Source organism: Dokdonella sp. (assembly GCF_036518555.1).
GTDB lineage: Bacteria > Pseudomonadota > Gammaproteobacteria > Xanthomonadales > Rhodanobacteraceae > Dokdonella_A.
In genome coordinates, this window is sequence record NZ_DATDMY010000201.1 from 1 (window position 1) to 14,652 (window position 14,652).

General features: G+C 68.1%; 14 protein-coding genes. 2 read left to right on the forward strand and 12 right to left on the reverse strand.

Translation table 11 applies throughout. From position 1 onward, the window contains the following. Positions 1 to 239 precede the first annotated feature (239 nt). From VI238_RS11330 to ffh, 4 genes are all read right to left on the reverse strand, one after another. The gene (locus VI238_RS11330) at positions 240 to 749 is read right to left on the reverse strand and encodes a c-type cytochrome domain-containing protein (protein WP_331651375.1); all 510 of its coding nucleotides are present in this window, start codon (positions 747 to 749) and stop codon (positions 240 to 242) included. Positions 750 to 763: 14 nt separating this feature from the next. After that, positions 764 to 2,245: a DUF1501 domain-containing protein gene (locus VI238_RS11335; protein WP_331651377.1), complete on the reverse strand. Its 1,482-nt coding sequence runs from the start codon at positions 2,243 to 2,245 to the stop codon at positions 764 to 766. A gap of 10 nt (positions 2,246 to 2,255) precedes the next feature. Beyond that, positions 2,256 to 4,004, reverse strand: coding sequence for a DUF1800 domain-containing protein (locus tag VI238_RS11340; RefSeq protein WP_331651380.1), 1,749 nt, complete (start codon positions 4,002 to 4,004; stop codon positions 2,256 to 2,258). Positions 4,005 to 4,170: 166 nt separating this feature from the next. Beyond that, positions 4,171 to 5,559 carry a signal recognition particle protein gene (ffh, locus tag VI238_RS11345; protein ID WP_331651382.1) on the reverse strand — a complete coding sequence of 463 codons (1,389 nt, stop codon included), beginning with the start codon at positions 5,557 to 5,559 and terminating at the stop codon, positions 4,171 to 4,173. 155 nt (positions 5,560 to 5,714) lie between these two features. Here ffh and VI238_RS11350 point away from each other — a divergent pair, with 155 nt between their 5' ends. Then, on the forward strand, positions 5,715 to 6,512 hold the full coding sequence (locus VI238_RS11350) for a cytochrome C assembly family protein (RefSeq protein WP_331651384.1): 798 nt from the start codon (positions 5,715 to 5,717) through the stop codon (positions 6,510 to 6,512). A gap of 137 nt (positions 6,513 to 6,649) precedes the next feature. On the opposite strand, the gene radA is transcribed toward VI238_RS11350, so the two are convergent. The 8 genes from radA to VI238_RS11390 form a co-directional block, all read right to left on the reverse strand. Further along, complete coding sequence (gene radA, locus VI238_RS11355) at positions 6,650 to 8,029, reverse strand: DNA repair protein RadA (RefSeq protein WP_331651386.1); 1,380 nt, start codon at positions 8,027 to 8,029, stop codon at positions 6,650 to 6,652. Continuing rightward, a complete protein-coding gene (gene alr, locus VI238_RS11360) occupies positions 8,029 to 9,108 on the reverse strand; it encodes an alanine racemase (protein WP_331651388.1) in 1,080 nt (359 codons plus the stop codon). Before alr ends, radA begins: the two co-directional genes overlap by 1 nt. 212 nt (positions 9,109 to 9,320) lie before the next feature. Continuing rightward, entirely contained in the window at positions 9,321 to 10,706 is a 1,386-nt protein-coding gene (locus tag VI238_RS11365) for a replicative DNA helicase (RefSeq protein ID WP_331651390.1), read from the reverse strand. Positions 10,707 to 11,051: 345 nt separating this feature from the next. Beyond that, positions 11,052 to 11,501: a 50S ribosomal protein L9 gene (gene rplI, locus VI238_RS11370; RefSeq protein ID WP_331651392.1), complete on the reverse strand. Its 450-nt coding sequence runs from the start codon at positions 11,499 to 11,501 to the stop codon at positions 11,052 to 11,054. A 150-nt stretch (positions 11,502 to 11,651) separates the two neighbouring features. Then, a complete protein-coding gene (gene rpsR / locus VI238_RS11375) occupies positions 11,652 to 11,876 on the reverse strand; it encodes a 30S ribosomal protein S18 (protein WP_131994381.1) in 225 nt (74 codons plus the stop codon). Between the two features lie 30 nt (positions 11,877 to 11,906). After that, positions 11,907 to 12,353, reverse strand: coding sequence for a 30S ribosomal protein S6 (rpsF, locus tag VI238_RS11380; protein WP_414650057.1), 447 nt, complete (start codon positions 12,351 to 12,353; stop codon positions 11,907 to 11,909). A 110-nt stretch (positions 12,354 to 12,463) separates the two neighbouring features. Next, positions 12,464 to 13,156: a hypothetical protein gene (locus VI238_RS11385; RefSeq protein ID WP_331651395.1), complete on the reverse strand. Its 693-nt coding sequence runs from the start codon at positions 13,154 to 13,156 to the stop codon at positions 12,464 to 12,466. A gap of 77 nt (positions 13,157 to 13,233) precedes the next feature. Then, entirely contained in the window at positions 13,234 to 13,569 is a 336-nt protein-coding gene (locus VI238_RS11390) for a HesB/IscA family protein (protein ID WP_331651397.1), read from the reverse strand. Positions 13,570 to 13,722: 153 nt separating this feature from the next. On the opposite strand from VI238_RS11390, the gene asnS reads away from it, so the two are divergent. Then, positions 13,723 to 14,652: asparagine--tRNA ligase (gene asnS, locus VI238_RS11395; protein WP_331651401.1), on the forward strand; the 930-nt coding region annotated here is incomplete at its 3' end.

Sequence of the window (14,652 nt, forward strand, 5' to 3'; positions counted from 1 at the left end):
ACGAATCTTGACCATTGTTTTTGCTCGATATTTTGCGAAGTCATCGACGTTCGTACCCGGACCGTTGAGCGGCCGTCGCGCGTCGGGAGCCGGGCATTCTAGCGGGAATCAGGAAAAAATAAAGCCCTGCAACGACTTGTCGTCCACAGCGCGGGCGAAAACCCGCGCGCGCCCGTCGTCTTCGCGTATCCGAAGGCGCCCACGCCGCTTCGTCGCGGGCCGCACGCGCCTCTCGTGGCTCAGGGCACGAAGCCCCGGATGTCGAAGCCGTCGCGGAACACGGTCGCGCTCGTGCCCGGTAGCGCGCCGTTCGCGATCCAGTCGTAGATCAGTGCCTGCTGCTCGGGCAGCAGGCCGCCGCCCCAGTCGTCGAGCGGCATGCGTGCGCCGACGCCGGGCACGTCGCAATTGACCTTGCGGAACAACAGGCTGTCCTCTGGCCTGCCGGGCACGACGTAGAGGATGCTCGCGTCCTCCCCACTCGGCACGCCGACGAGGTGGCCCCACGACACGCCTGCAGTGAGATCGAGGCCGCCCGTCGGCGCTGGTGGCTCGTGGCAGTTGATGCAACCGGCGCTGCCGCCGTTGGTCGCGTAATCGTCGAACAAGCCCTGGACCGCCGCGCCGTAGGTGATCGAGTAGTTCGGCGCGATGTCCGCGATGCGTGTGCAACCGTCGGGCGCGCCGGCGTCGGCGCGCGCCGCCGCGAGGGCGAGCGCGAGGCCGGCCGCGACCAGGTCGAGCGGCATCGCCCGGCCACGCATCAGACGAAGCCGAGGTTGCTGCTGCCGAAGTTGGCGAGGTTCGGGAAGATCGCGCCGAGATCGGTCGGCGAGGTCACGCCGAGCCACTGCGCGAGCGTCGCGGCGTACTGGTCCACGCCGATCCCCGGGATCATCTGGCCACGCGAGAAACTGTTCGGCGCGTCGAGGTGCTGGTCCGGGAAGCCGCTGATCGGCCCGCCGCCGCTCGTGTACAGCCTGCCGCCGTTCACTGCGCCACCGAGCACGAACTGCACGCCGCCCCACGCATGATCCGAGCCGGAGCCGTTCGACTGCAGCGTTCGAGCGAACTCGGACGCGGTGAACAGCGTCACTTCATCCTGCGCATCGACATCGCCCGGCGCGAGCGCCTGCCAGAACGCGGCCACCGCGTCCGAGACGAGCTTGAGCAGCGCCGCATGGTCGTTATTGCCGCCCGACATGAGGCCCGAATGCAGGTCGAAACCGCCGAGGCGCACGTAATAGATCTGGCGCGCGGCGTAACCCTGCGCCTTCGACAACTTGATCATCTTCGCGACCATCTGCAGCTGCGAGGCGAGCGAGTTGTTGGCCGGGAACTGCTGCACGAGCGTGGTGCCGTCGAGGCCGGTCTTGAGCAGGTTGTAGAGGTCGCGGCTGCGCGCGAACACCTTGGAATACTCGCCCGCGAAGTCGCTCGCGTAGGTGTCCGCCAGCAGGGCATTGAGGGCATTGTCGCGCACGCTGGTCGCACTGACGCCGTTGCACGGGGTCGGATTGCACACGCCGCTCAGCGACGAGAGGCCGCTCGACGACATCCGGTACGGAACCGTCGATAGCCCGACCTCGAAACGGTTCGCGCCGGAGATCGAGATGCAGGCGGACAGGTCCTGGTTCGCGTTCGACGATCGCACGACATCGCCGCAGCGGCCACCCCAGCCGAGCACCCGATTGGCGATGCTGTTGCCCTGGTGCCAGAGGTTTTCCTGGTCGGAATGCGAGTACAGCTGCGGCGGTCGGTTCGCCGGCGTCGCATAGTCCGCCTTCACGATCGGCCGGACGAGCGTCCCGACGTTGACCGCGAATGCGAGCTTGTTGGCGCGGTACAGCGTCGCTAGATCGGCGATCTTCGGGTGGACGAAATACTGGTTGGTCGCACTGCTCGCGTCGTTGCCGTCGACGATCTTCTGCAGCGCGACGTCGGCGCCGGTCGGAATGCCGAGCGCGAGGCCGTCGGCATTGGACTGAGCGTTGTAGACGCCGCCGCGCGCATCGGCGTAGACGTCATGGCGCGCGGTGTCGAACGGCACCAGCAGGTTCCACGAGTCGTTGCCGCCCGAAAGGTAGACGCAGACGAGCGCCTTGTAGCCGGTCAACGAACGCGTGTTCGCCAACGCGCTGCCCATCATGCGCAATTGCGGGAAGAGTGCGGCGGTGCCGCCGCTGCAGGCGGCGAGCGCGAGCGTGCGCAGGAAGTCGCGGCGCGCGTTGCGGGAATGGCTCATCGTCGTCTCCTCAGCGCTGCGTCGCGAATTCGGGCGAAAGCATCGTCACGTAGATCGCCGACCATGCCTTCTCCGCGGCGGAGGCGCCGTTGAGGTTGGACAGCATGCCCGTGAGCGTCGCGCGCATGTTCGCGGACATCGTGCCGTACAGCAGGCTGCGATCGATCGTCGCGACCATCGCGGCTGGACTCGTCGCATTCGCGGTCAGCGTCGAAAGGTCGAGCAGCGGACGGTCGGTGGGCGGGTTCGACATGCCCTGGTACGCCTTCGCGCTGAAGTTGTAGTACGCATTCGCGGTGGAGTACGCGCTCGCCTCGCTGAGGATCTGCAATTCCGGCGAGTAGCGGTCGTTGTCGGCGAACGACCCCGGCTGCTGGTAGTCGGGTTCGTAGAAGTTGAACACCGTCGGCGACTCGAGCGGCCCCTGGCCGAACGCGCCGGTCTGGCTGTTGCCCGCGCTCATCTTCACCTCGCCGTACGCATCGGGCGGTTGTGCCTGCGCGTTGAACGCGCGCCACACCGCGGTCAGGCGGAGGATCGGCTCGCGCAGCTTGCCGTAGCTGTCGCCGCCCGCGAGCGCGGCCGGGTGGCGCGCCTCGTCGTCCATGAGGATCGCCTTGATCACGTCGCCGAGGTCCGCGCCGGGTGCGTCGAACACCTGCGCGACCCGCTCGATGTACTGCGGCGATGGATTGCTGGTCACGAAACGCTGGATCAGCTGGCGCGAGACGAACGGCGGCACGTTCGGGTGCGCCGCGAGAATGTCGAGCTCGTCGGCGACGTCCTGCGCGCAGGTCTGGTTCGGCGGGATCGTCATGCCGCCGACCACCGTCTTCGGCGTCCCGGTGGTGCCGTCGTCGCCGGTGACGTCGTGGCGCATGTTGTTGCTGCCGCTGCCGCTCGCCGGGAAATGCTCGGTGCCGAAGCACTGCATCGGCGCGTACTGCGCGGCGAAGGTGAGGCCGCCGCCGAAGAAGTTCGGCGGATCGAGCGGCGCGTCGCTCCAGGTGAAACCGGTGAATACCTTCGCGGTGTGCGTGATCGTGGTCTGGTCGTAGGTCGGGATCTCGACCCCGTTGGAGAGGATCGGCGTGAAGTCCATGTCGCGCAGGACCAGGCCGATCGAGAACAGCTGCATGACCTCGCGTGCGTAGTTCTCGTCGGGGCTCGTCGTCGCGCCCGGTTTCTGGTTGCGGAACGAGGACAGGTAGCGCCCCATCATCGGGTGCCACGTCACGTCGCCGAGCAGCGTGCGGTACGGCGCGAAGGCGTCTTTCGCGAGCATGTCGTAGTAGCCCGCCATCGGCACGATGTAGTTGTTGATCGAGCTGCTCTGGTCCGAGATCACGAAGATCTGGCTGAGCGCCCACGCCATGCGTTGGCGCAACTGGTCCGGTGCATAGGCGGCCTGCCAGTACCAGCGCTGGATGCGCTGCGACTGGCTCACGCTCTGCGAAGCCGCGATGCGCGCGTTGACGACCTGTTCGACGACCGGTGCGCCGAGCGTCGGCGCCATGCCCAGCTGCTCTTCGAGCCAGGCGTCGTAGCCGAGCGCGGTCAGGCGCGCGAGATCGGTCGCGGTCGGCCCGAACGTCGCCTGGGTGAGGAAACGTGCGGCCTCGTTCGCGTCCGCGGGCGCGTCCGCCGCGGGATCGAAACCGTAGGTGAAAAGGCGGTCGTGCGTGGCCGCGTGCGCGCCCGCGCAGGCCACCAAGGCGGCTACGGCGAAGGCGCCGCATGCGTTGCTGAAGCGTGTCATCGCTCGTCCCCACGAGTGGCCGGATGAACCGGCGCCGGAGCGGCGCACATTAGCCGCTGCGATCACCGGCGATTGTGACGATCGCCCCACTCGCCGCGAGCCGATCGACGTCCGGTGCAAACGCGCGGACGTGCGGTCGGTTGACGCGCGACGACCCGACAGGCGATCAGCGCCCGGGCAGGCCACCCGGGGGGAAACCGCCCCCGCCCATCCCCTTCATGGCCGCACCCATCTGGCGCATCAGTCCCTTGATCCCGCCGCTGCCGAGCTTGGCCATCATCTTCTCCATCTGCTGGTACTGCTTGAGCAGCTTGTTGACGTCGGCCGGCTGGGTGCCGGAGCCGCGCGCGATGCGCGCGCGGCGCGACCCGTTGAGGAGATCCGGGTGGCGCCGTTCCTTCTTCGTCATCGAGCCGATGATCGCCATCATGCGATGCACTTCGCGGTCGTTGACCTTCGACTTCACGTGGTCGGGCAGGTTCGACACGCCCGGCAGCTTGTCGATCAGCGACGCCATGCCGCCCATGTTGACCATCTGCTCGAGCTGGTCGCGCATGTCGTTGAGGTCGAAGCGCTTGCCCTTGATCACCTTCTCGGCGAGCTTGCGCTGCTTCTCCTGGTCGACGCCCTGCTCGACCTGCTCGACCAGCGACAGCACGTCGCCCATGCCGAGGATGCGCGTCGCGACGCGGTCGGGATGGAACGGCTCGAGCGCATCGATCTTCTCGCCGGCGCCGATGAACTTGATCGGCCGCCCGGTCACGTAGCGTACCGACAGCGCGGCGCCACCGCGCGCGTCACCGTCGGTCTTGGTCAGCACGACACCGGTCAGCGGCAGCGCGTCGGCGAACGCCTTCGCGGTGTTGGCCGCATCCTGGCCGGTCATCGAGTCGACCACGAACAGCGTCTCGATCGGATCGAGCGCCGCGTGCAGCGCCTTGATCTCGCCCATCATGTCCTGGTCGACGTGCAGGCGGCCCGCGGTATCGACGATGAGGACGTCGGCGAACGCGCGCGCGGCCGCGTCGCGCGCGGCCTTCGCGATCGCGACCGGGTCCTGCTCGCCGGTGGACGGATGGAACAGCACCTCGACCTGCCCGGCGAGCGTGCGCAGCTGCTCGATCGCGGCCGGACGGTAGACGTCGCAGCTGACCACCATCACCTTCTTCCTGCGACGCTCCTTGAGGAAGCGCGCGAGCTTGGCCACGGTCGTGGTCTTGCCCGCACCCTGCAGGCCGGCCATGAGCACGACCGCGGGCGGCGCGGCGGCGAGATTGAGGTCGCTGTTGGCGGTGCCCATGACCGCGGTCAGCTCGTCGCGCACGACCTTGACCAGGGTCTGTCCCGGCGTGAGGCTGCGCAGCACCTCCTGGCCGAGTGCCTTGACCTGCACGCGCTGGATCAGCGCCTGCACCACCGGCAAGGCGACGTCGGCTTCGAGCAACGCGATGCGCACCTCGCGCAGCGCCTCGCGGATGTTCGACTCGGTCAGCCGCCCCTTGCCGCGCAGGCGCTGGACGGTGGCGGACAGGCGTTGGCTGAGCGACTCGAACATGGGGCGGACCGACGTACGGAAAAGGCGGTGATTATAGCGGGCCCGGCGGCAACGCGACCGCGAGTCGCCGCATCGGCACGTGGTCCGGGCGCGTCCGCACCGGTCCCGGTCCGTCCGATGCCGATCCCGCACGCGGGCTGTGCCAAACTTGCCGCATGCTCATCGCCAGCCTCGCCGCACTCGCCATCCTCGCCTACATCGTCGCCAGCGCGCTGCTCGCGCGTCCACTGCTCGGCCGCCGCGATACGCAGCCGAGGCTGCCGCTCGCGATCGCGACGGTCGCCGTGCTCGCGCACGCGGGCGTCCTGCTCGGCGCGCATCGCGGCGCGCTCGACCTGCACTTCTTCGCCGCGTTGTCGCTCGTCGCGGGCGTCGTCTCGGCACTCACCCTCGTCGTCAACCTCGCGCGCCCGGTCGCCGCGCTCGGCGTGATCGTGTTCCCGCTCACCGCCCTGCTGCTCGCGATCGACGCCTACGCGGCACCCGCGACGGCGCCGGAGCCGATGGACTGGCAGATCAAACTGCATGTGAGCGTCGCGCTGCTCGCATTCGGCGTGCTGTCGATCGCGGCCGCGCTCGCGATCCTGCTCGCGCTGCAGGAACGCGCGCTGCGCCATCGCCAGTTCGGCGCGCTGCTGCGTTCGCTGCCGCCGCTGACCTTGACCGAGACCCTGCTGTTCCGCCTCATTGCGGCCGGCTTCGTGCTGCTGAGCCTGACCCTGCTGACCGGCATCCTGTTCGTCGACAACCTGTTCGCGCAGCACCTCGCCCACAAGACCGTGCTGTCGATCCTCGCGTGGATCGTCTTCGGCGTGCTCCTCGTCGGCCGCCGGGCGCGCGGCTGGCGCGGGCGCCGTGCCGTCAACCTCACCCTCGCCGGGATGGCGATCCTGCTGCTCGCGTTCTTCGGCTCGAAGTTCGTGCTCGAGCTGGTGCTGCATCGAATCGGATGAGGTCGGCGACGCCGGGCGTCCGCATCCGGCGCCCCTGCGAAACGTCATCGCAAGACGACGGGCTGCGCATCCTGGTCGACCGCCGGTAGCCGCGCAGCCGCGAGGAGCATGCGTCGCCAAGCGCTCTGCGTGACGCCCTACACGTCCCAGGCCGCGGACAGCGCGTCGCCGAGCCGTTCCACCGCGATGACGTCCATTTCGCCGAGCCGCGTCTTCTTCGGCGCGTTCGCCTTCGGCACGATCGCCCGACGAAAGCCGTGCGTGGCGGCTTCCTTCAGACGTTCCTCGCCGTTGGGCACCGGCCGGATCTCGCCCGACAGACCGACCTCGCCGAACGCGACGGTCTTGTCCGGCAGCGGCCGGTCGCGGAAGCTCGACAGCACCGCGAGCAGCACGGGGAGGTCGGCCGCGGTTTCCTGCACGCGGATGCCGCCGACGACGTTGACGAACACGTCCTGGTCGTAGACGGCGGCGCCGCCGTGCCGATGCAGCACCGCGAGCAGCATCGCGAGACGGTTCTGCTCGAGGCCGAGCGCGACGCGACGCGGATTGCCGAGCGAACTCTGGTCGACCAGCGCCTGCACCTCGACCAGCAGCGGCCGCGTGCCCTCGCGCGTGACCATCACCGCGCTGCCGGAGGTCGGCTGCGCGTGCGCGGACAGGAAGATCGCGGACGGATTCGGCACTTCGCGCAGGCCCTTGTCGCCCATCGCGAACACGCCGAGTTCGTTGACCGCGCCGAAGCGGTTCTTGAACGCGCGCAGCACGCGGAAGCGAGAGCCGGACTCGCCTTCGAAGTAGAGCACCGCATCGACCATGTGCTCGAGCACGCGCGGGCCGGCGATGCCGCCTTCCTTCGTCACGTGGCCGACCAGGAACACGCTCGTGCCCGATTCCTTCGCGAAGCGCACGAGTCGCGCGGCCGATTCGCGTACCTGCGACACCGAGCCCGGCGCCGCGGTGAGCTGTTCGGTCCAGATCGTCTGGATCGAATCGACGATGAGCACGTCGGGCTTCGCCGAAGCGGCCTCGGCAAGGATGCGTTCGATCGAAGTCTCGGCGAGTGCTTCGAGTCCCTCCAGCGCGATGCCGAGGCGCTGCCCGCGCGCAGCGACCTGCGCGAGCGACTCCTCCCCGGTCACGTAGAGTCCGCGCACGCGCTGCCCAAGCGTGCCGAGCATCTGCAACAGCAGCGTCGACTTGCCGATGCCGGGGTCGCCGCCGATGAGCACGACGGAGCCCGCGACGAGGCCGCCGCCGAGCACGCGATCGAGTTCGCCGATGCCGGTGTCGCCGCGTCGCTCCGCTTCCGCGGCGACGCTCGCGAGACGGGTGATCTTCGCCGCACCGGTCGCGCCCGCGTACCCCGTGCGCGACGCCGCAATCGACTTGGCCGCCGGCTGCACGACGATCTCCGCAAGCGTGTTCCACGCGCCGCATTCGATGCACTGGCCCTGCCACTTCGAATGTTCTGCGCCGCATTCGGAGCACACGTAAGCGGTCTTCGCCTTCGCCATCAGCTGTCGTCCTCGACGAAGCGCACGCGGCGCGTCACGCCGCAGGTGAGTTCGTAGCCGATCGTGTCCGCGTGCGCGGCGACCTCCTCGACCGGCAACCCGCGTCCCCAGAGCACGACCGGGTCGCCGACCTTCGCCGCGGGGTGCTGGCGCAGGTCGATCGTGACGAGGTCCATCGACACGCGCCCGACCACGGTCGCGCGCGTACCGTTCACGAGCACCGGCGTCGCGCCGTCGGAGTGGCGCGGATAGCCGTCGCCGTAGCCGATCGCGGCGACGCCTATGGCCATGTCCTCGGGCGCCTGCCAGGTCGCCGCGTAGCCGACGTGATCGCCCTTGCGCACGCGATTGATCGCGACGAGCCGCGTCGCGAGCGTCATTGCCGGCCGGAAGCCGAAATCCGCGCCGATGCGGCCGGCGACGACGGAGATGCCGTAGAGCGCGCCACCGACGCGCACCCACTGCCCGTGCGCTTCGGGCCAGCCGAGCACGCCGGCCGAATTGGACAGCGAACGCGCGCCGTCGAGTCCGGACACGCCGCGCTCGAAACGCTCGATCTGCTGCGTCGTCATCGCGTCGTCGAACACGTCGGAATTCGCGAAGTGGGTCATTAGTGCGACGTCGCGGTCGACGCAGGGGAGCGCGCGCAGGCGCGCATGCACCTCGCGCGCGCGCTCCGGCGCTATGCCAAGCCGGTGCATGCCGGTATCGAGCTTGAGCCATACCCGCAGCGGGCGCGGGTCGGTATCGGCCGCGAGCAGTTCGACCTGCGCGTCGCTGTGCACGACCGTGTCGAGCCGCAGGCGGCGCATCTCGGCGAGGTCGGTCGCCTCGTCGTGCCCGGACAGTACGACGATGCGCTGCGACACGCCGGCCGCGCGCAGGCGCTGGCCGTCGGCGATGCCGGCGACGCCGAACGCATCCGCGCCCTCGAGCGCACGCGCGACTCGCTCGAGGCCGTGGCCGTAGCCGTCCGCCTTGACCACGGCCATCACGCGCGCGCCGGGCGCGAGCTCGCGCACGCGGCGCAGGTTCTCGCGCAGTGCGCCGAGGTGGATCGTGGCGCTGGTCGCGCGCATGCCGCTGTTCCTCGTCGTGGTTTCGCATCGCTACGCCGCGCAGGAGCGGCCCGCACACGGCGCCGCAGCCTCGTCGTGGCGCTGGCAGCACCCTGCGACACCGGCCGGTGCCGCTCCTGCTGGCTACCCTGCACCGCAGCCGCGATTCATGGCGGCGATGCGACCGTCCTTCGACGGCCTGTTGCTGCAAACCCCCGTCGTTTCGAGCTCCGCTACTCGAACGTGCCCGCGTAACTGTTGCTCGCGAGGTTCTCGAACTTGGTGTAATGACCGAGGAAGGCGAGCTTCACGTGCCCGGTCGGGCCGTTACGCTGTTTGCCGATGATGATTTCGGCGACGCCCTTCTCGCCCGATTCCGGGTTGTAGTACTCGTCGCGGTAGATGAACATGATCACGTCCGCATCCTGCTCGATCGCGCCCGATTCGCGCAGGTCGGCCATCACCGGACGCTTGTCCGTGCGCTGTTCGAGCGAACGGTTCAGCTGCGACAGCGCGATCACCGGTACGTTCAATTCCTTCGCGAGGGCCTTGAGGCTGCGCGAGATCTCTGAAATTTCCGTGGCGCGATTCTCCTTCGTGCCGGGCACCTGCATGAGCTGCAGGTAGTCGATCACGATGAGGCCGAGGTCGTGCTCGCGCTTGAGCCTGCGCGAGCGGGCACGCAGTTCGCTCGGGCTCAGCGCGGGCGTGTCGTCGATGAAGATCTTCGCTTCGCTGAGCAGGGTGATCGCGTTGGTCACGCGCGGCCACTCCTCCTCGGCGAGATCCCCGGTGCGCAGGTGCTGCTGGTTGATGCGGCCGAGCGAGGAGATCAGGCGGAACGCGAGCTGCGAGGCCGACATTTCCATCGAGAAGATCGCGACCGCCTTCTTGGTCTTGAGTGCGGCGTACTCGGCCATGTTGACCGAGAATGCGGTCTTGCCCATCGACGGGCGCGCGGCGACGATGATGAGATCGGACGGCTGCAGGCCAGCGGTCATCTCGTCGAGATCGATGAAGCCGGTCGGCAGACCGGTGACCGAGCCTCGATTCTCGTAGCGCTGGTGCAGGATCTGGAACGCTTCCTTGACCGCGCTGCGCATCGGCACGAAACCCTTGCGCCCGCGCGCGCCGGCTTCGGCGATGTGGAACACCTTCTGTTCGGCGACTTCGAGCAGCTCCTGGCTCGTTCGCCCCTCGGGCTGGAACGCGTCGCCAGCGATCTCCGTGCCCGCATCGATGAGCTGCCGCAACACCGACTTCTCGCGCACGATGTCCGCGTAGGCGGTGATGTTCGCGGCGCTCGGCGTGGAGTTCGCGAGCTCGATCACGTAGCTCGCACCACCGACGAGGTCGACGAGGTTCTGCGCCTGGAACCAGTCGCCGAGCGTGACCGCGTCGTACGGCATGCTCTTCGCGGACAGGTCGCCGATCGCGCGGAAGATGAGGCGGTGGTCCTTGCGATAGAAGTCGTCCTCGACGAGCCGGTCGGCGACGCGATCCCACGAATCGGGCGCGAGCATGAGGCCGCCGAGCACGGCCTGCTCGGCCTCGACGGAATGCGGCGGCACGCGCAGCGCTTCGATGCTGGAGACGTTCTTGCGTTCGGTCAGGGCCATGGCGACGGCGCGTTCGTTCGGCGGTGAATCATCCGCGCCGCCGTCTCAGCTGTCGAGACAACAACTCTGTGGATAACCTGTGTGTGATGTTCTCTTCGCGGGGCGAGAAGCGAAAAGACTGAAACACGAAGGACACGAAGGACACGAAGTAAAGCAATCATCATGGAAATGGCTCGGACGGCATCGCATCAGCCTGGTGTACGGGCATGCGGCAGCCCGTGCTCGATCATGTCTTGCCTTCGTGTCCTTCGTGTCCTTCGTGTTTCAATCTTTATCTCTCCGCTCCACCCAAAAGAAAACGGGCGCCCGAAGGCGCCCGTTTCGTCGAAGCGATGACGCGGCGGATCAGTCTTCGCCGGTGATGACGACCTTGACCGTCGTGTCGACGTCGGCATGCAGGTGCACGTGCACGTCGAACTCGCCGATGTGGCGCAGCGGGCCTTCGCCCATCACGACTTCGCTCTTGTCGAGCGCGATGCCGGCTTCGGTGAACGCCTCGGCGATGTCGCGCGGGCCGACCGAGCCGAACAGCTTGCCTTCCGGGCTCGCGTTCGCCTTGATCGTGACGGAGGCGCCTTCGAACTGCGCCTTGCGCGCTTCGGCGCCCGACAGCAGCTGGTTCGCCTTCGCCTCGTACTCGGCGCGGCGCTTCTCGAACTCGGCGATGTTCTCGGCCGTAGCCGCGGTCGCCTTGCCCTGCGGCACGAGGTAGTTGCGGCCGTAGCCGGGCTTCACCTTGACCTTGTCGCCGAGGGCGCCGAGGTTCTTCACTTTCTGGAGGAGGATGAGTTCCATGGGGTGTCCTATTCGTTAGCGTCGGAGATTCCGGCGCAGCTTGCGCTGTCCGAACGTGGGTGAGGGCGGCGGGCTCGCCGCCGCTTCGCGGCCTCGTGAGGCAGACTGCCCTTCCTCACGAACGCCGCGGGCGACCGGTCTCTCGGCCCGTCAATGCGCGTCGCTGTACGGCAGCAGCGCGAGGAAACGCGCGTGCTCGATCGCGGTGCCGAGCATGCGCTGGTAGCGCGCCTTGGTGCCCGTGATGCGGCTCGGCACGATCTTGCCCGTCTCGCTGATGTACTGGCGCAGCATGTTGAGATCCTTGTAGTCGATCTCGGTCACGCCTTCGGCGGTGAAACGGCAGAACTTCTTGCGGCGGAAGAACTTGGACATGGGAGTATTCCTCGGGACCTGGACGGTGGCTTATTCGGCGGCGGCGGGGGGAGCGGAGGCTTCCTCGCGCGGTGCGCGCTCGCGGCGCGGACGCGGCTCGTCGTCGTCGCTGCCGAAACCGAAGCCCTCGTCGTCGCGGCGGCGGCCGCCCTTGTCGTCCTTGTTCTTCATGATCGGCGACATCTCGGTCACGGCGTTCTCGCGCGTGACGATGAGGTGGCGCAGCACGGCATCGTTGAAGCGGAAGCCCGACTGCAGCTCGGCGAGCACGGCGCCGCTGCACTCGACGTTCATGAGCACGTAGTGCGCCTTGGCCAGGTGCTGGATCGGGTACGCGAGCTGGCGACGGCCCCAGTCCTCGAGGCGGTGGATCTTGCCGTTGTCGCCTTCGATCAGCGCCTTGTAGCGCTCGATCATCGCCGGGACCTGCTCGCTCTGGTCCGGATGGACCAGGAACACGATTTCATAGTGACGCATGATGGCTCCTTGTGGGTACCGCCGGACGGATTTCCGGGCGGCAGCCTCCCGCGACGCGGTGAGGCAAGGCCTTCGCCCCTGCAGGCGAAGGGGCGTGGATACTAATGGAATCAGGGGATTGGCGCAACCGCCGCGGGAGAGCCTGCCGAAGCCGGCACGGCGCCCCTGGCGCCTTCCCTCGCGCCCGGCGAAGGCTGCAGCCGCGCGATCGCGTTGACCGGCAGGATCATCGCGCGCCGCGCGCTGCCGTCATAGACGAATACGTAGTTCGCGACCGCGCCGAGGTAGGTCCAGCCGGAACCCGCACCGGCCGCCAGCGGTTGCTGCTCGCCGTTCATCCAGACCTCGACGCGCGGGCCTAAGCCGCGACGGATCGCATCGGAGCGGTAACCTGCGTAGAGGCCGACGAAGGCCCAGCCGTAGACGACCACCACCAAGAGGTAGCCGAGCTGCGTGTACCACATCTCGGCGACGCGCCACTCGAGGAATCGCAGGCGCAGGCGCTGCCATGCGCTGAGCGAGGCCACCGAACGCAGGAATTCGAGGTTGCGCATGTCCTTGCGCCGGCTGCGCGCGTTGAAAAGGTCCATCAGCCAGCACGCCGGAAACGTCGACAGCACGAGCACGAGCGCCATCGGCTGCTGCAGGCCGGCGACGAGGAAGTCGCTGATCTGCGACAGGGTCAGTACCGGGATGCCGAACGCGCGGTAGAACCAGTAGTTGTAGAAGATGCCCGCCATCGCGACGAGCAGGTAGGCGAGCGTTATCGCGACGGCGGGCTCGCGCCGCAGCGTGTCGAACACGTGCGGCAACACGTTCCGCAGCGGCGAAACGACGGTCGACTCGGAGGGAAGGCGCGGCCGTGGTTCCGCCGCGCCGCTCAAGCGGGGGTCTCGACCGTGAAGCTCTCGCCGCAGCCGCATTCGCCGGTCGCGTTCGGATTGCGGAACACGAACGTCGCGTTGAGGCCCTGGCGCTGGAAGTCGATCTCCGTCCCGTCGACGAACGGCAACGCCTTGCGCTCGACGATGAGGCGGACGCCGTCCTGCTCGAACACCGTATCGTCGCCCGCGACCGTCGTCGCGATGTCGACCGTGTAACCGAAGCCGGAACAACCGGTGCGCTTGATCCCGAAGCGCACGCCGCAGGCCCGCGGGTCCTTCGCGAGGTAGTCCTGCATGCGTTGGCGCGCAGCGGCGGTGAGCTGGATCGTCATGGCGGGAAAGGAGCCTCCAATCGGTGCCACCATCATAGCGCGCCGTGCCCGGCTGGACGCCGATCCGCTATGATCGATGGTCTTTCGTCGCCCCTCGCAGATGGGCGCTTCGGCCAGGAGTTTCAAGACATGTCGCGCATCGACGACGACGCGGTGAAGGTGGTGGACGTCAAGCATGCGCTGTCGGGCGCGATCGCCCCGGGCAGCAGGGTGCGCATCAACGGCTGGGTGCGCACGCGTCGCGACTCCAAGGCCGGCCTGTCGTTCGTGAGCCTCAGCGACGGCTCGTGCTTCGACCCGATCCAGATCGTCGCCCCGGCGACCCTCGCCAACTACGAGGGCGAAGTGCTGCGCCTGAGCGCCGGCTGTGCGATCAGCGCCGAGGGCGAACTCGTGGCCTCGCAAGGCAAGGGCCAGTCGTTCGAGGTGCAGGCGAGTTCGCTCGCCGTGGTCGGCTGGATCGAGGACCCCGAGACCTACCCGATCCAACCGAAGCCGCATTCGCCGGAGTTCCTGCGCGAAGTCGCCCACTTGCGGCCGCGCACGAACCTGTTCGGCGCGGTCAGCCGCGTGCGCCACACGATCGCTCAGGCGATCCACCGCTATTTCGACGAGCACGGCTACTTCTGGGTCAACACGCCGATCATCACGACCTCGGACACCGAGGGCGCGGGCGAGATGTTCCGCGTCTCGACGCTCGACCTCATGAACCTGCCGAAGACCGACAAGGGCGCGATCGACTTCAGGAAGGACTTCTTCGGCAAGGAAGCGTTCCTGACCGTGTCCGGCCAGCTCAACGTCGAGGCGTACTGCCTCGCGCTGAGCAAGGTGTACACGTTCGGTCCGACATTCCGCGCGGAGAACTCGCACACGACGCGCCACCTCGCCGAGTTCTGGATGGTCGAACCGGAGATCGCGTTCGCCGACCTCGCCGAGGACGCGCGCGTCGCCGAGGAGTTCCTCAAGTTCGTCTTCCGCATGGTGCTCGCCGAGCGCCCGGACGACATGGCGTTCTTCGCCGAGCGGGTCGAGAAGACGGCGATCTCGCGCCTCGAGGCGATCATCGCCGCGCCGTTCGCGCAG